General features: G+C 35.2%; 20 protein-coding genes. 2 read left to right on the top strand and 18 right to left on the bottom strand.

What is annotated here, in order from left to right; translation table 11 throughout:
• Nucleotides 1-6 precede the first annotated feature (6 nt).
• The 15 genes from ACQKNZ_RS06555 to topA all read right to left on the bottom strand — a co-directional run bounded on the left by ACQKNZ_RS06555 (nucleotide 7) and on the right by topA (nucleotide 14,478).
• Nucleotides 7-606 (bottom strand): MotE family protein, encoded by a 600-nt coding sequence (locus ACQKNZ_RS06555; protein ID WP_154311120.1) that lies wholly within the window; start codon nucleotides 604-606, stop codon nucleotides 7-9.
• A gap of 8 nt (nucleotides 607-614) precedes the next feature.
• The gene (gene fliJ / locus ACQKNZ_RS06550) at nucleotides 615-1,064 is read right to left on the bottom strand and encodes a flagellar export protein FliJ (protein ID WP_154311121.1); all 450 of its coding nucleotides are present in this window, start codon (nucleotides 1,062-1,064) and stop codon (nucleotides 615-617) included.
• Nucleotide 1,065: 1 nt separating this feature from the next.
• Complete coding sequence (gene fliI / locus ACQKNZ_RS06545) at nucleotides 1,066-2,388, bottom strand: flagellar protein export ATPase FliI (protein ID WP_154311122.1); 1,323 nt, start codon at nucleotides 2,386-2,388, stop codon at nucleotides 1,066-1,068.
• A 6-nt stretch (nucleotides 2,389-2,394) separates the two neighbouring features.
• Complete coding sequence (fliH, locus tag ACQKNZ_RS06540; RefSeq protein WP_154311123.1) at nucleotides 2,395-3,171, bottom strand: flagellar assembly protein FliH; 777 nt, start codon at nucleotides 3,169-3,171, stop codon at nucleotides 2,395-2,397.
• A complete protein-coding gene (gene fliG / locus ACQKNZ_RS06535) occupies nucleotides 3,155-4,168 on the bottom strand; it encodes a flagellar motor switch protein FliG (RefSeq protein WP_151110556.1) in 1,014 nt (337 codons plus the stop codon). Before fliG ends, fliH begins: the two co-directional genes overlap by 17 nt.
• 12 nt (nucleotides 4,169-4,180) lie before the next feature.
• Nucleotides 4,181-5,767, bottom strand: a complete 1,587-nt coding sequence (gene fliF, locus ACQKNZ_RS06530; RefSeq protein WP_340862888.1) for a flagellar basal-body MS-ring/collar protein FliF — start codon at nucleotides 5,765-5,767, stop codon at nucleotides 4,181-4,183.
• A 57-nt stretch (nucleotides 5,768-5,824) separates the two neighbouring features.
• On the bottom strand, nucleotides 5,825-6,130 hold the full coding sequence (gene fliE / locus ACQKNZ_RS06525) for a flagellar hook-basal body complex protein FliE (RefSeq protein WP_154311125.1): 306 nt from the start codon (nucleotides 6,128-6,130) through the stop codon (nucleotides 5,825-5,827).
• Between the two features lie 20 nt (nucleotides 6,131-6,150).
• On the bottom strand, nucleotides 6,151-6,612 hold the full coding sequence (gene flgC, locus ACQKNZ_RS06520; protein ID WP_340862887.1) for a flagellar basal body rod protein FlgC: 462 nt from the start codon (nucleotides 6,610-6,612) through the stop codon (nucleotides 6,151-6,153).
• A 2-nt stretch (nucleotides 6,613-6,614) separates the two neighbouring features.
• Nucleotides 6,615-7,007 (bottom strand): flagellar basal body rod protein FlgB, encoded by a 393-nt coding sequence (flgB, locus tag ACQKNZ_RS06515; RefSeq protein ID WP_154311127.1) that lies wholly within the window; start codon nucleotides 7,005-7,007, stop codon nucleotides 6,615-6,617.
• A 279-nt stretch (nucleotides 7,008-7,286) separates the two neighbouring features.
• Nucleotides 7,287-8,066, bottom strand: a complete 780-nt coding sequence (codY, locus tag ACQKNZ_RS06510; protein WP_144538045.1) for a GTP-sensing pleiotropic transcriptional regulator CodY — start codon at nucleotides 8,064-8,066, stop codon at nucleotides 7,287-7,289.
• An 86-nt stretch (nucleotides 8,067-8,152) separates the two neighbouring features.
• A complete protein-coding gene (gene hslU, locus ACQKNZ_RS06505; protein WP_154312326.1) occupies nucleotides 8,153-9,547 on the bottom strand; it encodes an ATP-dependent protease ATPase subunit HslU in 1,395 nt (464 codons plus the stop codon).
• Nucleotides 9,534-10,094: an ATP-dependent protease subunit HslV gene (hslV, locus tag ACQKNZ_RS06500; protein WP_144538044.1), complete on the bottom strand. Its 561-nt coding sequence runs from the start codon at nucleotides 10,092-10,094 to the stop codon at nucleotides 9,534-9,536. Before hslV ends, hslU begins: the two co-directional genes overlap by 14 nt.
• An 18-nt stretch (nucleotides 10,095-10,112) precedes the next feature.
• Entirely contained in the window at nucleotides 10,113-11,030 is a 918-nt protein-coding gene (gene xerC, locus ACQKNZ_RS06495; RefSeq protein ID WP_427658657.1) for a tyrosine recombinase XerC, read from the bottom strand.
• Nucleotides 11,031-11,076: 46 nt separating this feature from the next.
• Nucleotides 11,077-12,387 carry an FADH(2)-oxidizing methylenetetrahydrofolate--tRNA-(uracil(54)-C(5))-methyltransferase TrmFO gene (trmFO, locus tag ACQKNZ_RS06490; RefSeq protein WP_154311129.1) on the bottom strand — a complete coding sequence of 437 codons (1,311 nt, stop codon included), beginning with the start codon at nucleotides 12,385-12,387 and terminating at the stop codon, nucleotides 11,077-11,079.
• A 15-nt stretch (nucleotides 12,388-12,402) separates the two neighbouring features.
• Nucleotides 12,403-14,478, bottom strand: coding sequence for a type I DNA topoisomerase (gene topA, locus ACQKNZ_RS06485; RefSeq protein WP_154311130.1), 2,076 nt, complete (start codon nucleotides 14,476-14,478; stop codon nucleotides 12,403-12,405).
• 653 nt (nucleotides 14,479-15,131) lie between these two features.
• Here topA and ACQKNZ_RS06480 point away from each other — a divergent pair.
• On the top strand, nucleotides 15,132-15,530 hold the full coding sequence (locus ACQKNZ_RS06480; protein ID WP_340862886.1) for a VOC family protein: 399 nt from the start codon (nucleotides 15,132-15,134) through the stop codon (nucleotides 15,528-15,530).
• A 735-nt stretch (nucleotides 15,531-16,265) separates the two neighbouring features.
• Here ACQKNZ_RS06480 and ACQKNZ_RS06475 read toward each other — a convergent pair.
• Nucleotides 16,266-17,390, bottom strand: a complete 1,125-nt coding sequence (locus tag ACQKNZ_RS06475; protein ID WP_427658654.1) for a CamS family sex pheromone protein — start codon at nucleotides 17,388-17,390, stop codon at nucleotides 16,266-16,268.
• Between the two features lie 91 nt (nucleotides 17,391-17,481).
• Complete coding sequence (locus ACQKNZ_RS06470) at nucleotides 17,482-17,682, bottom strand: hypothetical protein (RefSeq protein WP_340862884.1); 201 nt, start codon at nucleotides 17,680-17,682, stop codon at nucleotides 17,482-17,484.
• A 650-nt stretch (nucleotides 17,683-18,332) separates the two neighbouring features.
• Between ACQKNZ_RS06470 and ACQKNZ_RS06465 the strand changes: the two genes are divergently transcribed.
• Nucleotides 18,333-18,476, top strand: coding sequence for a YjcZ family sporulation protein (locus ACQKNZ_RS06465; RefSeq protein WP_154311134.1), 144 nt, complete (start codon nucleotides 18,333-18,335; stop codon nucleotides 18,474-18,476).
• A 174-nt stretch (nucleotides 18,477-18,650) separates the two neighbouring features.
• On the opposite strand, the gene ACQKNZ_RS06460 is transcribed toward ACQKNZ_RS06465, so the two are convergent.
• Entirely contained in the window at nucleotides 18,651-19,385 is a 735-nt protein-coding gene (locus ACQKNZ_RS06460; RefSeq protein ID WP_154311135.1) for a polysaccharide deacetylase family protein, read from the bottom strand.
• Nucleotides 19,386-19,507 lie beyond the last annotated feature (122 nt).

The following is a 19,507-nucleotide window of genomic DNA, read 5'->3' as shown; positions in this document are numbered from 1 at the left end:
CATGCTCTATTGTTTAGTCATTAGCTCGGTATATTTTGCTGCATCCTGAGGGGACATTTTTTCGTAAATTTTTGCAACTGTATCTGGTTTTAAACTTGCTAAGATTCTTAGCGCCTCAGCATCACTCATATTTGTAATAACAGGTGCTGCAGTCTTCGCTGACATTTTTTCAAAAGTAGAAACTACTTCTGCATAATCTCTTTTAGATTGTTCGTTTTGTCTCTTTAATTCCTCAATTTGCTGTAATAGACTCTCCTGTTCCAATAACAATGATTCTTGAGATTTCTCTGAACCATCTACTTCGGCTTGGAGCTTATCGATTTGGACTTCTTTTTGCTGGATCTCTGCTTGAAGAGAAACAACTCTCTCCTCTAAGCGAGATGTTTTCTTGTTTTCATCTATGGGCTCTTCTTGGCCTAGAGAGGTTAGTTCTTTAGCCTTTTCAAAAACATTAATATTTGTTATCTGTGCAAAAGTTAAAAGGAGAGCCAAAGCAAAGAGAAGCGGTATGATAAACAAATATAGTATTTTCTTGCCTAAGCCCACTTTCTTCGGCTCTTTGTCCATCGTTTGTATGCTTTTCTTTTTGTTATTCGGTTTAGCCATGCCTTTACTCACCTAATCTCTTTGTTTTGAAACTTTAAGGAAGATATCTCATCTAATACAATTGACTCTAATCGAAACTGTTCTTGTTGAAAGTTTTCAAAATCTTTTTCTTTCATTTTTTCAAACTTACGAACTTCTAAGCTTTTTTCTAATAACTTTTCTTCATACCAATTCATCTTTGCTCTAGCTTGAACTACTTCCTTCTGCACTACTTCAATTCTTTTTTGTAAGCCTTCCAAAAAGTTGGAGTAATGATGTATTCCATCTATACTTAAACCATTTACTAAAAGATTATTTTGTGCATCTAATGTATTTTCTCTTTTTTTCAAAAGATTATATAGCTCAGTAGCAACCTCTTCAAAAGAATTCACCGATTCCTTATATGCTATTTCTGTCTCTGACTTTTCTTGTTCTCGAACCGTAAGTACCTTAGCAAATTTATATTGATAAGCAACCATCTTAAGCTCCACCACCCGATAATGTCACTAATTCATTTACGCTATTTTCCAAAGAAACCTTATCGAGATATCCTTGCTTTAAAAAGGAGGTTATTAAAGGTTCAAATTGGATTGCCTCATCGATTTCCCGAGAGGTTCCACGTTTATATGCACCGATATTGATCAAATCCTCTGATTTATTGTAAGTAAAGTAGAGTTCTCTAAGTCTTTCTGCTGCTTTTACATGGTCTTCATCTGAAATATGGTTCATTAGTCGACTAATACTTTTCAACACATTGATGGCAGGAAATTGTCCTTTGTTAGCAAGAGATCTATCCAGAACAATATGCCCGTCTAATATCCCTCGTACAGTATCTGCTATTGGCTCATTCATATCGTCACCATCTACTAAAACTGTATAGAAAGCAGTAATAGTTCCTCGTTCATTTGTACCTGTTCTCTCCAACAACTTCGGAAGAATAGAGAAAACAGAAGGTGTATAGCCCCTTGTTGCTGGTGGCTCACCTACCGCTAGTCCAATTTCACGTTGAGCCATTGCCACACGGGTAACAGAATCCATCATCAGCATGACATTTAAGCCCTTATCACGGAAATATTCTGCAATAGCAGTCGCAGTAAAAGCTCCTTTTATACGCATGAGTGCTGGTTGATCAGATGTAGCTGCAACAACTATAGATTTTTCCAGCCCCTCTTTGCCGAGATCACGTTCGATAAACTCTCGAACCTCTCTTCCACGTTCTCCAATTAGAGCTATAACGTTTAAATCAGCGTTAGTATTCCTTGCTATCATTCCCAATAAGGTACTTTTACCTACACCCGAACCAGCAAATATACCAACCCTTTGTCCCTTTCCGACTGTAAGCATACCATCAATCGCCTTCACACCCACCTCAATTTGCTCATGGATAGGTGGTCTCGTTAATGGATTTGGCGGATCTTGTTCGGTACCAACCGCGCTTAACCCTTTAGGTAATACTGTTCCATCTATCGGGTTTCCCATAGAATCTAATACTTTACCTATCAGCTCTGGCCCTACTTTTATCTCTAAAGGACTATTAGTTCCTTCCACTAAGCAACCTGTTGAAATTTCGCGAATGTTTGTATAAGGCATTAAAATAACTATTTCCTCTTTAAAACCGACTACCTCTGCAAGTATTACTGACGGTCCATTTTTAACGGAATTAATATGAATTTTACATACATCACCAATGGAGCTCTCGGGGCCTTGGGATTCAATCATTAATCCAACAACACGATTTACGCGACCATACTTTTTAAAGGTGGATACGTTTGGTATTTGTTGAATTAAATCGATTGCTTTCATTTACTTTCACTCCATACTTTCAAGAATATCGACTAGCTTACGTCTCAATTCTTTTACTTGTTCATCAATACTTACAACAATCCGACCATGGTTTGTCTCAATATAGCAATCGGTATCATTCATTTCCTCATCAACAAAAATCATAAAAGGTACGTCTACCGGAAAAATAGATGCAAGCTCTTCTCGATTCTCAGAGACTAATGAAAAGTATACTGGAGAAACATATATTTTGATTTCTTTCATTTCTCTAGCTTCCTTTAATCCCCTTCTAACAATAGATAAAAACAACTCGTGTTCATCTTCTAACTTAACACCTAAAATACGTTCCGCATTTCGAATACTTAACTCAAGAATCACCTGTTCTTGTTGCTGTAAGTAAGCAGCGGCATTCGTATACGCTGTTTGCATTGCTTCATTGGCTACGGCTAGCTTATTTTGCATGTCAGCCATAGCCTTTAGTCTTCCCTCTTCTAGTCCCTGCGCAAAACCCTCATCATAAGCACTTTTTTGATAACTAAGCTTTTGCTCGTTCCACTCATTTAACTCGTTTTGAATAATGTTCCTACTATGTTCTAGTTCTTGTTGAAGTTCTTGTTGTTTTTTAGCTATTTCCTGATTTACTTCCTCTAACATTCTGTTTCGATCAGCAGAAAAATTTTCATGTACAACTGACTCTTCTGTTGTATCCTCTTCCACATAAAGATTTTTTATGTGAATGGGACGAATTTTTTCAGAGTTCTCATTCATTTGTACGTTTCGGAAAATTCTAGACAATAATGTCATCTCCTCCACCACGGGCAATAATGATTTCACCAGCGTCTTCTAAGCGTCTGATTACTGACACAATTCTGCTCTGTGCTTCCTCTACGTCGCGTAGTCGAACAGGTCCCATGATTTCCATCTCTTCTTTGAATGTCTCCGCCATGCGTGTAGACATATTACGGAAGATTATATCTTTTACTTCCTCACTCGACACCTTCATGGACAGAATAAGATCCTCGTTTTCACAATCACGAATAACTCGTTGTATAGAACGATTGTCCAAAGTAACAATATCTTCGAATACGAACATTCTCTTCTTAATCTCTTCAGCAAGCTCTGGATCTTGAATTTCTAGAGCATCCAAAATCGTTTTTTCTGTAGTACGATCTACTCCATTTAGAACTTCTACTACTGCATCTACTCCACCGGTTTCTGTATAATCCTGTGTCACTGTGGATGAGAGCTTTCGTTCTAAAACTGCTTCAATTTCACTAATCACTTCAGGCGAAGTGGAGTCCATAGTAGCTATCCTTCTTGCTATATCCGCTTGTACCTCCTGAGGCAGTGAAGATAATATAATCCCTGCTTGCTGCGGTTCAAGATACGATAAAATAAGAGCAATAGTTTGTGGGTGCTCATTTTGAATGAAATTAAACAATTGGGTTGGCTCTGCTCTTCTAGCAAAATCGAAAGGGCGAACCTGTAGCGAAGATGTCAATCGGTTAATGATTGCTTGTGCATGTTCACTACCTAACGCCTTTTCAAGAACAGTTCTAGCGTAACCAATACCGCCCTGTGAAATATAATCCTGTGCTAGGGCAATATTGTGAAACTCTTCTATAATGTCTTCTTTTATTTCTGGCTCTACTCTTTTCACTCCAGAGATTTCTAGAGTTAACCGCTCGATTTCTTCTTCATTTAAATGCTTATAAATAGAAGCAGACACTTCCGGTCCTAGAGAAATTAATAAGAGCGCGGCTTTTTGCTTACCAGTTAGTCCTTTTTCTTTTTTGTTCATAGCCGTCCCCCCTTAATCCTCTGCTATCCAAGTACGTAACAATTTAGCAAAGTCTTCAGGCTTATCTTTTGCCATTTTTTCTAGTTGCTTACGTCTTAAAGTAGATTCTGTTTCTTTTTCATTATTAATATCATCAACTTCTGGTATTTCTCTTGTTTCTTCAAGAATAATTAGTTCTTCCTCTTCCTCACTTCTTCTAGATCGTAACAAGGATACAACAAGGAGAATAATTGCTACTAATAAAACCCCACCTATCACATAAATCCACCAAGGAATTGTTGAGGAAGCGACATCAGCAAGTTCATTTTTACCTTTAAGCTCTTGAACAGAGACAACAACTTTTTCTTCAATCTGTTCCTCTGTTAGTTCGCCAGCATCTTTATCAATAGATGTGCGAACAATCGTTGCAAGAATCTGTTCTATATCTCCTTGGACATCAGCTGGTAAAGAAGTAACATCGTCAGCTTGAGGAGGTTCCACCATCACTTGAATGCCTATATCTCTTATTTTATATGGGCTTTCGACAATTTCTTTTCTAATACGATTTACTTCATTGTTAATCGTATCTTCTGTTCTCTCATAGTCACCATCTGCTGTAGAACCTTCTACGTAATTAGTAAAATTATCAGTAGCGTCTTCTGATTGAGGAGTACCGCCCGTTAATGGACTATTACCAGTAAAAGTTTCAGAGATTCGTTGAGCACTAATTTCGATACCCGCCATATTTTCGACATCAACAGGTTCCACTAGATTTTCTTCTCGGTTTTCTTGTTTAAAGTCTATATCTGTAGTTACAGATACAACAACTTTATTGTGCCCCATCAAAGTACCTAGCATTGTTTGTACTTGGCGTTGTAGGTCGCGCTCAATGGTTTTCTTTAATGTCATTTGATCTGTAACATTTGTCCCGCCAGAACCGTTTGCTTTCTCCAAATCAAAGTATTCTAGGAATTGATTTCTAATAACGATATCTTCAGTAGATAAATTAGGTATAGATTTAGATACTAAATTATATAAGGACGCTATTTGAGTTTCTGAAAATTGATAACCTGGTTCTGTGTTAAGTACTATAGATGCACTAGCGGATTCATTGCTTTGAGATAAAAATACCCCTTCTTCAGGCAATGTAATCATTACCTTAGCTTCTTTAACCCCTTCTACACTTCCAATCAAATTCGCTAGCTCTGTTTGCGTAGTGGCAAGCTTAAGTACATTAAACTCGTTATCTGTCATCCCAAAACCTGCATTTTGAGAGAAAAAGCTATAATCTATCATTCCCGATTGAGGAAATCCTTCGGCCGCCATTTGCACTAGCAGTGTATCCTTCTGTTCCTTAGGAACTAATATAGAAGTCCCTCCAGTTGCAATTTCATTTGGTATGCCTTTTGAATCTAAATTTTCTTTAATGCGCCCTACTTCCGAAGGGGTTACTTCTGAATATAGAGGAACCATTTCAGTTTTTGTCAGGAAAAAAGTTAGTATAGCCGCAAGAGCGATTACTCCTAAAAGACCACCTATCATAGTTCCTTTTTGGCCTTTAGAACGACTTTTCCAAAAGGTTGTTATATCATTTTTTATTTTCTTTATACGTTCATTCATTTTTATCCTCCGGTTATGGTGAATATTTTAGCTCGATATATTAACTTTAACCGAGGACTAAACTTGCATACGCATGATTTCTTGATAAGCCTCCACGACTTTGTTTCGAATTTCTAATGTAGCATTTAAAGCAATACTTGATTTTTGAGAGGCAATCATCACTTCATGAAGCTCTATATCTCCACCATTGATAAGCTTATTTGTTGCTACATCTGAAGCTTTTTGAGTCTCATTCACCGAGTTAATAGCACTTTGCAGAAAATCTCCAAAGTTTTCTTGTGCCTGCGACGGACTTACCTTATTAGTCGCCATGGGTGCATTTACCTGAGCAACATTAAACATTGATACTGATTCAATAGCCATAAAGAGTTAAACCTTCTTTCCTATTTTCCGATTTCAAGAGCCTTTGAAAGCATTGCTTTATTCGCGTTAAACACAGTGACGTTTGCCTCATAAGAACGAGTAGCTGAAATTAGGTCAACCATTTCTCTTAAAGGATCTACATTAGGCATTTCAACATAACCTTCTTCGTTTGCGTCCATATGACTTGGATCATATACGAGCTTAAATGGTGTTTCAGTATCCTCTTTTACTTGAGATACCTTTACTCCATTACCAACACCATTTTTATTTGATGTGCCTCTTGCTACATTTAAAAAACTTGAAAATGAACCTTCATTTGGTTGCAATGTTACTGTTTTCCGTCTATATGCTTGCCACTCACCATCAACCATTTTCGCTCGAGTTGTTTCTGCATTAGCCATATTAGATGAGATAACATCCATACGTAAACGCTGAGCAGTAAGAGCTGATGCTGTAGTATTCATCCCGTGAAATATTGACATTATCAACTGCCTCCTTTAATCACCGTTTGTAAGGTGTTCAGCTTTCCGCTCATACGATCAACTAAAGCATTGTAATAGAGTTGATTGGTCGCTAGGTTAGCCTGCTCCTTATCCATATCTACTCCATTGCCATTGTTGCTATATCTTAGATTGGAATAATCGAATACTGCGGAAGAACTAGAACTAGCTTGAAAGTTAATATGTTTCTCTTCTGTTCGATAAGCAGAAATTGATGTTTTCTTAGCATTATCTAAATAATCATTGAAACTTACGCTTTTTGCCTTGTAATTCGGCGTGTCAACATTCGCTATATTTTGCGCAATAGTCTTTTGTTTCATAGCTGAGAAATTTAAACCTCGTTCTAAATTCTCAATTGTACCACTAAAAATACCCATAAATTACTCACCCCTATTTTTCTAACGTCCTAATTTTAGTAATAATCTGTTAAAATCACAATAATTTAATTGTAAAGAATTAGATGCACAGTGTCTATTCTATTTTTTGCATTTTTGTAGGTCTTTTTTCCTTTTTTTCTTATTGTTCGTCAAAATATTTGTCACATTTGGGGAACCTTGACGAATTTTAGCATGCAATTACAAATTCTACTCTACTTTTCAATAAATAAAAAGAGCCAATTCTAGAATTATCTAGAATTGGCTCCATTTTTTAGTAAATTATCGCATTTTAAGCTGAGCAAGTTCAGCTAAGAATTTATCATTTAGAACTTTAATATAAGTTCCTTTCATACCTAATGATCTTGACTCAATAACTCCTGCACTTTCTAATTTGCGTAGTGCATTTACGATTACTGAACGAGTGATTCCTACACGGTCAGCGATTTTAGAAGCTACTAATAAGCCTTCGTTACCGTCTAGCTCTTCAAAGATATGCTCAATAGCTTCTAATTCACTGTAAGACAATGAGTTGATAGCCATTTGAACGACAGCCTTGCTTCTTGCTTCCTCTTCAATTTCTTCTGATTTTTCACGTAAGATTTCCATACCAACAACAGTAGCACCGTATTCACCAAGGATTAAATCATCATTTTGGAATTCGTTTTTCAAACGTCCAAGTATTAAAGTACCAAGACGCTCACCACCACCGATAATCGGAACAATAGTAGTTAAGCCATCTTTAAATAATTCTCTATTTTCAACTGGGAATACAGAATGTTCGCTGTACACATCTAGGTTAGAAGATGTTTCATTAACATGGAAAAGGTTTTTTGTGTAATCCTCTGGGAATTGACGCTCTTCCATCATTTTAATAATACGGTCATTTTCGATTTGTTGATGTACTTCATGCCCTAGTAATTTTCCTTTTCTACTAACGATAAATGCATTACATTCTATAACTTCACTTAATGTTGCAGCCATCTCTTTAAAGTTAACTGGTTTCCCAGCAGATGCTTGTAACATCGAGTTAATTTTGCGTGTTTTGTCTAATAAGTTCATTGAATAAATCCTCCATTGTAGTTTTCATATTTATTTTAATATTCTAAAGGTTTTTAATTGTTTTTGAAAGTAATAAGAATCGGATTTTATAATATAAATTGTGATAAATCTTTGTTTTTCACAATATTGTCAAGTTTAGAGTCAATATAAGCAGGAGTAATTTGAATTTGTGCCGGAGAAATCTCCGAAGCCTCGTAAGAAAGGTCTTCTAATATTTTCTCTAGAATCGTATGAAGACGTCTTGCCCCAATGTTATCTGTTTCTTGGTTTACCTGATATGCTATATCTCCGATTCTTTCAATCGCTTCATCAGAAAAAGTAATACTCACTTCCTCCGTTTGTAGCAGTGCTTCATATTGCTTTATAAGCGATTGATGAGGTTCCTTTAGAATTCGGACAAAGTCTTCCTTCGAAAGCTTTTCAAGCTCTACACGAATAGGAAAGCGTCCTTGAAGCTCTGGAATTAAATCAGAAGGCTTAGACATATGGAAAGCTCCTGCAGCTATAAATAATATATAGTCCGTTCTAACTGCTCCATATTTTGTCGTCACCGTCGAACCTTCTACAATTGGTAAAATATCTCTTTGGACACCTTCGCGAGAGACGTCAACAGAAGAGCTTCCACCACTTTTGCTAGCGATTTTATCCATCTCGTCTATAAAAATAATACCCGTTTGTTCAGTCTTTTCAATGGCAATTTGTGACAACTCATCGTTATCTATTAATTTACCCGCTTCTTCTTGAATTAATACTTTTCTCGCATCTTTTACTTTCATTTTTCTTTTTTTCTTTTTCTTTGGCATTAAGTTAGAAAAAGCATCTTGCATATTCATTCCCATACTTTCCATACCGCCGCCTTGCAATGCATCAAATATGGAAGGAGCTTGTTCTGTCACTTCAACTGTTACCATTTCATCTTCCAGCTTGCCATCTCTTAAGTCTTCGGCAATTTGGGATCGTTTTATACGTACTTCTGTATCATCATTGTCAGATGAATCATCTTCAGGCTTTCCACCGAACAGAGCCTCAAATGGATTTTGCGTAGCATTCTTCTTCTTTAAGGAAGGTACAAGAAGCTTTACAATGGCATCATTGGCCAATCGAACTGCCTGATCCTTTACCTCTTCCATTTTTTCTTCCCTAACGATACGTATAGCAGCCTCTACTAGATCTCTAACCATAGACTCTACATCTCTACCTACATACCCTACTTCCGTGAATTTGGTCGCTTCAACCTTCACAAAAGGAGCTTTAGTCAGCTTTGCAATTCTTCTAGCTATTTCTGTTTTCCCTACTCCTGTAGGACCAATCATTAAAATATTTTTAGGAATTACTTCTGCTCTTAATTCCTCGTCTAGCAGTTGTCTTCTATAACGATTTCGTAAAGCAACTGCCACTGCTTTTTTAGCCGTTTCCTGGCCTACAATATACTTATTTAAGTGCTCAGTTATTTGTTTAGGGGTTAAGTTAGTTTCCTTCATGTTCACCTAATACCTCCACAACTATTTGATGGTTTGTAAAAACACAAATGTCTGCCGCCGTTGTTAAAGAGGCCTTTGCTATTTCCTTTGCAGTTAATTTATCACCCGCAAATTGCTTCAACGCTCTACCTGCTGCCAGTGCATAATTACCACCGGAACCAATGGCTAATATTCCGTCATCAGGTTCAATAACCTCTCCTGTACCTGATACAAGTAATAAATTGTTTTTGTCCATCACTAATAGCATTGCTTCTAACTGACGGAGCATTTTATCACCACGCCACTGTTTAGCTAGCTCAACCGCTGCTCTTTGAAGATTGCCGTTATACTCTAGCAGTTTACCTTCAAACATTTCAAAAAGCGTAAATGCATCTGCGACAGATCCCGCAAAACCTGCTATGACTTGACCGTTAAACAGTCTTCTAACTTTTTTAGCAGTATGCTTCATTACCACTTGATTTCCTAAAGTAACTTGACCATCGCCTGCCATTGCACAACTTCCATTATGACTTACCGCAAATATAGTAGTTGCATGAATTGAACTCATTTGTATGACCTCCTATAATTACGCCCTTGGATGGGCATTCATATATGTTTTTCTTAGATGCTCTTTCGTAACGTGTGTATAAACTTGAGTCGAGGAAAGATGAGTGTGTCCCAACAATTCTTGGACACTCCTTAAATCTGCTCCATTATTAAGCAGATGAGTAGCAAATGTATGGCGTAGCATATGAGGATATATTTTCGTATGCAGAGAAGCTTTTTTAATCATGCTATTAAGAATGTAACGTACACCATCTGTGGTAAGATGCTCACCTCGACTATTTACAAATAAGTATGGATGAGTAGTTTTTTTCATCAATTTTGGTCGACTATTTTGCATATATTCTTCTACCGCAGCAAGTGCATAATCTCCAACAGGCATGTATCTTTCTTTCCTTCCCTTACCCATTACTCGGACTACTCCATAGCTACTATCTATATGACTGTTTTCAATCGAAATAAGTTCGCTCACACGCATTCCAGTTGCATATAATAATTCAAGTATGGCAATATTTCGAACAGACAATAAATCCGTCCCTTTATTTTCTTCAAATAACTTTTCCATTTCTTCTTCATAGAAAAACTGTGGCAATCTTGTTTCTTTTTTGGGATGATACAATGACTGGAAAGCGTCGTCTCGAATACTATATTCCTTGTTTAAAAATTTATAATATGATCTTATGGATGAAATTTTCCTAGAAATAGACGTCCTTGCTAATTTTTCTTCATATAGCTTAGTAATATACAATCGTGCATGAATATATTCCACGTCATTTAATTCCTTAACACCCTCAGCTTCTAAAAACTTTAAAAATTGAATAATATCTTTTTCATACTCTCGGACTGTAAGATTAGAATAATTTTTTTCCAGTTGTATGTGTGCAATAAAAGAATGAAGTTCATCTTTCCCAATCACAACTAACCACTCCAATTTATACATTGTAAAAGCCTCTAAAAGTATACAACTTTTTAGAGGCTTTTAGCAATTATATCGCTGTATTTTTCATAAAATTTTGAATTGTTGTCAACGCTCTATTTGCAAGCTGTTCAGTTCTAACTTTTTTGTCTCTAACTTTCGGTTGTAGTTCAGGAAACAAACCAAAGTTAACATTCATCGGCTGGAAATTCTTCGGGTTTGCCTCAGTGATGTAACGCGCCATGCTGCCTAGAGCCGTCTCGGCTGGGAACACAATTAATTCTTCACCTTTTGCCAATTTCGCAGCGTTTATGCCTGCTAATAAACCACTTCCTGCAGACTCTACATAGCCTTCAACACCAGTCATTTGTCCAGCAAAGAACACATTTTGTTTGGCTTTTAGTTGGTATGTCGGCTTTAAAACATATGGCGAATTAATGAACGTATTTCGATGCATCACGCCATAACGAACGATTTCTACATTTTCAAGACCAGGAATTAACTTTAATACTTCCTTTTGAGGTCCCCATTTTAAATGTGTTTGAAACCCTACAATATTATATAGAGTCCCTGCAGCATCGTCCTGTCTAAGCTGGACTACCGCATATGGTCGTTTACCGGTTTTAGGGTCTTCCAGACCAACTGGCTTCATTGGCCCAAATAACAGCGTCTTTCTTCCTCTTGCCGCCATTACCTCTACTGGCATACAACCTTCAAAATAAATTTCTTTTTCAAATTCTTTTAAAGGAACAACCTCTGCCTCGATTAATGCGTCGTAGAAGCGGTTAAACTCCTCCTCAGTCATCGGACAGTTTAGGTAAGCTGCTTCTCCTTTGTCGTATCTAGACTTTAAGTATACCTTATCCATGTCAATACTGTCTTTTTCTACGATTGGCGCAGCAGCATCATAAAAGTAAAGATAATCTTGTCCTGTAACTTCTCTCACTTTTTCTGCTAGTGCAGGAGATGTCAAAGGACCAGTAGCTATAACTGTTATTCCTTCAGGTATTTCAGTTACCTCTTCATTTATTATTTCTATTAACGGATGGTTTCTAATTGAATCAGTTACTCTTCCCGCAAAGTCATGTCTGTCTACCGCAAGTGCGCCACCAGCCGGCACACTGCTGTTATCTGCCGATGATATGATGAGGGAGTTGAGCATACGCATTTCTTCTTTAATAACGCCTACAGCATTAGTTAAATTATTTGCTCTTAATGAATTGGAACAAACCAATTCAGCAAATTTATCCGTATGATGAGCCGGTGTCTGTTTAACAGGTCGCATTTCATAGAGGCGTACCTTCACACCTCTACTAGCTATTTGCCATGCCGCCTCGCTTCCTGCTAAGCCAGCACCAATAACGTTTACTATTTCAGTCATGTCGTATCCTTCTTTCTAACTTTGCGGATCTTCTTTATAATCACACGCAACACATTGTATTTGTATTCCTTTTTTCAACTTCTTCTCTACCAGCATCTCATTACATTTTGGACATTGTCTACTTATTGGCTTATCCCATGATAAGAAATCACACGTAGGATATTGATCGCAGCCATAGAATAAGCGTTTCGTTTTACTTTTTCGCTCAACGATCTGTCCTTCTTCACACGCTGGGCACTTAACTCCAATTTCTTTAACGATAGCTTTTGTATTTCTACAATCTGGAAAATTACTACATGCCATGAATTTACCATAACGACCAAGCTTGTAAACCATAGGAGAACCGCATTCTTCACAATCCTCACCAGTAGGCTCATCTTTAATCACTATTTTTTCCATTTCAGCTTCAGCATGCTTCAAATGTTTTTCAAATTCTACATAGAATTCGTCTATTATTTTTTTCCATTCCACTTGCCCTTCTTCTATACTATCCAAATCTTTTTCCATTTGGGCAGTAAATTTTATATCTACGATATTTGGGAAGAATTCTAATACAAGTTGATGGATGATTGTTCCTAGTTCAGTAGGAACAAATCTCTTTGTTTCTAGAGTCACATAACCTCTTTTTTGAATTGTATCTAATGTTGGAGCATATGTAGATGGTCTACCTATGCCCAGTTCTTCAAGTGTTTTAACAAGTCTTGCCTCGGAATAACGTGGTGGAGGCTGAGTAAAATGCTGCTTAGGCTCAATTTCTATAGCGTTAACTTTATCTCCAACATCCATAACAGGTAACAATTTATCTTTGTCATCCGTCTGGTCATCCGAACCTTCTACATATACCTTCATAAAACCAGGAAACTTCACTTGGGAACCATTTGCTCTAAAAATAACTTCTCCATTTTTAAGGTCCACAGCAACGGTATCTAATGTTGCTGGAGCCATTTGGCTTGCTATAAATCTTTCCCAAATCAGTTTGTATAAGCGGAAAAGATCGCGTGATAATATAGCCTTTAAGGACTCAGGTGTTCTTAATACACTTGTAGGTCGAACAGCCTCATGTGCATCCTGTGCTTTCTTATCTTGTTTTTCAGCTTTCTTAATCGAAAGAAACTCTGAGCCATATTCATTTTTAATAAATTCAGCAGCGTCTGTCTTAGCTGTATCTGAGATTCTAGTAGAATCCGTTCTCATATAAGTTATTAGACCGACGGTACCTTCTTTTTTACCAAGATCTATTCCTTCATATAGTTGTTGCGCAAGCATCATTGTTTTTCTAGCTCTAAAGTTTAACTTTCTTGCTGCCTCCTGCTGTAAGGAAGAAGTTGTAAATGATGGAGCTGGATTACGTTTTCTTTCTTTTTTCGTCACATTAGTGACTTCAAACTTTTTGCCCTTCATGAGTTTTAATACTGCCTTAACCTCATCTTCGTTAGTAAGCTTAGCTTTCTCTTTTTCTTTTCCGAAATAAAGCGCTTCAAAGGTTTTTTTACCCTTTTCAAATTCAGCTTCGATAGACCAGTATTCCTCAGGAACAAATCGTTCTATTTCTTGTTCACGATCAATTATTAGACGTAAAGCTACTGATTGAACTCTTCCCGCCGAAAGACCCTTTTTTACTTTCTTCCATAGAATAGGGCTTATATTGTATCCAACTAAACGGTCTAAAACACGTCTTGCTTGCTGTGCATCTACCAAATCCAAATCAAGTGGTCTTGGATGTTTGAAAGATTCTAGTATAGCATCTTTTGTTATTTCATTAAATACAACTCGACAGTCTGAATCTATATCCACATTTAGAGAGTTAGCTAAATGCCAAGCAATAGCTTCCCCTTCTCTGTCGGGGTCAGCAGCGAGATAAACTTTCTTCGCTTTTTTGGCAGCATTTTTTAAATCCTGAAGGACAGGACCTTTACCGCGTATTGTAATATATTTGGGCTCATAATTATTTTCCACATCGACACCCATTTGACTTCTAGGTAAATCTCTTACATGTCCAATCGATGCTTTTACTTTATATTTTTTCCCTAGATATCGCTCAATCGTTTTTGCTTTCGCTGGCGATTCTACTATTACTAAATAATCCGACATAGATGTGCCTCCTTATAGAAGGTAACTCGCTTCAATCTGCAAAACAAATACCTGTTGCAAAATGTATAACAGTTTTCTGAGTTTTGCAAGTCTAAACTTCAATATTTTTTTATTCTTGTTTAACTAGGTATATCTAGCTGTATATTTCAACATACGTAAATAATACTTTTTTGAACACCTTTAAAATTTTTTATTATTTTTTAGTTGGTCACTATTTTGGTCACTAAGTGACTACTAATTAACCTGTATTATAAATTAATTCTCAATCTGTTACAATCTGTATTAGAAAATATTTATCGACATACTAGGCCACTTTTAAAAAAGTGGTCTTTCTTCTATTAAATATGTCGAAACTTGAAATATTATACTCCTGCCACCGAAACAATTCTCCATACAAACAATCTTATTCTCTTCTAATCGACAATAAGAATCCTTCTTTTAATTAAGCTCATATCTATGCTTGTAATATATACATGCTACTACCCAAAGCATCGCAAAATGAATTAATTTATTTTGAATAACTGAAATGTAATATTCTACAAAGAATTACAATTGGATATGTTAGAATATGATTAGTTTAGTTGAAGAAAGAATTTTTTTATAAGAATTGATTTATACTTTAAGTGATAGGTATGGAAAGGAGTAGATTTATAATGGAGAAGGTAACATCATTCTTAATGTTTCAAGATGACAATGCAGAAGAGGCAATGAATTATTACACATCCCTCATCGAGGATTCTCAAATTACAAGCATTGTTCGATACGGACCTAATGAATCTGGGAAAGAAGGAACTGTAATACAAGCTACTTTTACTTTAAAAGGGCAAGAATTTATGTGTATTGACAGTAATGTGAAGCATCAATTTTCTTTCACTCCTTCATTCTCGATCTTTGTGACTTGTGATACTGAAGAGGAACTTGACAATATTTATGATAAACTCATTGAAGGTGGACAAGCACTCATGCCTTTAGGTGATTATGGTTTCAGTAAAAAGTTCGGTTGGCTAAATGACCGCTTTGGAGTTTCGTGGCAACTAAATCTTCCTAAATAATATGAAGAACTTAGTATTGTCGTGCTGATTTCAAAAATAAAAATATACCATTTACCCCCCTCCTTTGGTTTGCTTTAATTCATTGCCTGTGTAGAGTCAGAATGACCTTTAGTTGTTGAATCAATAAATTATAACTTGCATAAAGCATAGCAACTAATAGGATAGGATTACCATAAGCTTGTACAAATAGGTCTCCTAGTGTGTTCCATGTTGTATGTTCTGTGAAACTTCACGAAATTAAAGAAGGGGAAATATGGGTTAGAATATTTGCCTGATCTAAACGTTGAATTTGGTTGTCTGTTTTTTCTGTCCTATAAACATATTTATCATCTTCTTTTGAATTACAACCAAATAAAAGTACTAACAATCTTATAAATAAGACCCCCTTAAACTATGAATAATTAATATTATATTAACTATAATTTCCATTAGTTTGACTAGGAACTTGCGCATTATGTTCCAAAGGTTCATTGTGTGGATATTCTTTAACAAAATTTCCCTTTATCTTGTAAGTACTCTATCCATTGATCAATCAAATTATTTATTGGTAATACTGCTTCACCAATTAACATGGGATTCTCAGGCGATCGTTCATTTTGAACATTTGATGAATCGAATAATTTTAAACAAATTTAAAGTGATTATATAAATTGCTATGATCATTGCTCATATAGGATAGTTTATAAAAAACACTCTTTTTCTTGAATATCAGCTAGTTAAGTTGCCTCTTTAAAATTATATTGGTCTCGCATAAAGCTGTTTTTTTATTGGATCCCAAATGATAATTCCAACATTTTGTTTTAGATCTGTAAAAGTAATAGTAATAGGTATTGGAAGATAATCAACTAAAACAGTATTTATTTTATCACCAGTGAGTTGTAAAAGACCAATTAATTCAGGATCATTTATTAAAGGCACACTAACATCTATTTTTAAATCAATTAATTCGCCGTTTTGATATCGAAGTTTGCCACTTATTTTAGGATTTAAATGTCCAAAAAGTTTCTGAATATCTTCTTTGAAAATTAATAATTTATCATACGTTCCTTTGTCTAAACTATATAATGAATCTGAAGGGAAAGTATAATTTTTTATATCTATATCAGTCCATTTATCTATTCTATCTCCTTCTGGAATAAATGTTTCAGCTAAAAATATTCCTGGAAGTATACCATTTATATTTGATTCTTGGTATAAAGTTAAATAAATAGGGACATTAGGTATTTTATTATTGTTTCTAATATCTTTAATTATAACTTCGGCTATTTCCTTAGCATAATTTTCCACATCATTTACATTATCATCGTTACTATCGACCTTAACTTGACCTGTATGAACTAAACCATTATCATCAGTTACTCTAAAGTCGTAAAATTCATTTAAAGATATTGCTAAAGATATTCCCTCTAATTTTCCATTTTCTTTATTAATAAAATTTTGTTCTAATACATGAGATAAGATCCTAGGATTATTTTTTTGATCTTTTACAACATCTCCCGTACTATCTTTTATAGATGGGTTTAAACCAAAACCTTCTTTTGATTTTCTATCTAACCATTGACTAATAATATTTTCTTCTAAATATTGACCTTCCTGCATATAAAACTTGTTTGTAGAAAAGTGATTTACTGATAATTCCATTAGTCCTTGCTCAATTTCAGTTACATTTAATATATTGTTTATATTAATCAGTATCAATCCTCTTGAAACGTTAGACTTTGCAGGTTGCATAATTTCATATATGTTCTTTTCTTGAAAAAGTGATATTTTATTTTCAACAACAATTTGATCATCATTACTACAAGAAACTAAAAAAAATAGTGGTGTTATAAAAAACAATATCCTCTTCCATAATTCCATTTACCGGAACCTCCTTACCAATTTACATATAATTATTACTTACATTTCCATTTTAGGTAACTTAGACTAAAAAGTAAAACAGAGAACCAAATTAGTTATATAAGTCTAACTTAAGATACGTTAAAAAACACTTGGAAAGAGACTTTTTTAAAGGCGTATGATTACCTACTTTAAATCGTATTTTCTTTCGGCTCTTTAATGTACCCAGTTTGATATCATGTTTTTCAGCTAATGTAGCTAATGTTACTTTTGTGGATTCCCACTCTTGTTTTATCTCATTCCAGTTGACCATGTCACATCACCTACAAACTCCTTTATTTTTAGGCATGAAAAAAGCACCCACAACCTGCGAGCGCCTTATATAAATATATTAAGTTAGTATTACTATCACATCACCACAAGCGTACACGTGGTCTCTTTGTTTCAATTATAATTCTATTTAGCATCTGTTGTCATGACTTTGTCACATTATTTTCATTAGTTTAGAATTTAACTAAAGATTTTTATGCTTCATTTGAATACAATCATTATAAATAATTTAAATACAGTTCCATTTAAATTAACTACTTAAGTAAATTAATTTCTTCACAGATCAACGTAATTTTTTATTATTTCCATACTTTCACTCCTTAATATCTAATGACAGATCATCAACTGATACCTCAAACGGATTTTCATTCATTTTAATACAGTATTTATAAAGATAGTCTATACCTAATTCATAATTGGTCCCTAATTATATCGCTTAGCCCAATCTCGGTATTATTTACTTGAATATGTTGTAACTGTAGACATTACAAATTCCCTGAGAGATGCTTGCACCTCCCTTTGCTTCATCACTCAGGCGTTATTAATAAAATAATAACTAAATAAGCAAATGAACCAATCAACCATAACTAAAGTACATAATATGAACTATCTTAGTTAGCGGAGGTGTAGAAAATGAGTTATTCAACTGGATGTGGTCCTGAATATGTTAGACCATCTGGTGCAGGATTTGCATTACTTATTGTATTGTTTATATTGTTAATAATTATTGGTGCGACTTTTATAAATCACCGCGGACATCACGGTAACTATTGCTAAAATCAGCAATATAGTCGATAGAATAAGACAGGATTTTTGACCTGTCTTATTTATTTCCCAACATCTTATACCAGATTTATAATTTTTCTGAAGTTATCGGAAACTAGGAGATCAATAAAATCTAGGCTCTAGTATTTATCTAGTTAACAAGTTTAAGATATTGCTTCTTATAACCTATTTTTCAACTACATTTTTCATCTTAATCAAATCTGACACTGTTACAAATTCATAACCTCGTTCTTGAAGTTTCTCAACAATATTATCCAAAGCTTTAACAGTTTGACTTCGATTGCCTCCACCATCATGAAATAAAATTATGTTTCCAGGCTCTACTCCCTTTAATACTGTTTTTTCTATACGATGAACTCCCGGACTTTTCCAATCCTCTGTATCTTGATGCCAAGACCACATCACCACTCTATAACCCTTTTTTACAACACTTTGAATCATTTGGTCGGTATATTGTCCTTCAACGGGTCGGAAAAGTTCTGGATGATACCCAGTGATACTAAAAATTAAATCATCTGTTTGTTTTAACTCAATCTCTAATTTGGATAGTGTTGTTTTTAGCGGATGAGTAAAGGTATGATTTGCTATTTCATGTCCCTCGCTGTATTGTCGTAAAATTAACTCTGGGTTTTTTTCAGCATTTTCACCAATAACAAAAAAGGTTGCTTTCGCGTTATGTTTTGCTAAAATATCTAATATCTCCGCTGTGTATTTTGGATGAGGTCCATCGTCAAACGTAAGAGCCACTACTTTTTCTTCCGTATCAATTTCCCACATTATTTCCCCTGTTTTCTCATAATAAAATCTGTCCTTCTCAGCTGAAGCCCATATATCGGATTCAAGTGCAAGTATTAACCCGAAAAACAGCAAGCATATAAATAAAGTGAATACCTTTTTCATTAATCATCACAATCCAATCTCTTAAAAAATCACCAACCTTTGTTTACTTTTTACTTAATAAAATGTTGTATACAATCATAAAACTTTTGGTCTTCAGGCATAATATTCCACAGATTATGCCT

It is taken from the genome of Psychrobacillus sp. NPDC093200, from assembly GCF_050280345.1.
In the GTDB taxonomy this organism is placed as follows: domain Bacteria; phylum Bacillota; class Bacilli; order Bacillales_A; family Planococcaceae; genus Psychrobacillus; species Psychrobacillus faecigallinarum.
The sequence above is the reverse complement of the archived record's forward strand: the minus strand, read 5'-3'. Positions and strand labels throughout refer to the sequence as shown.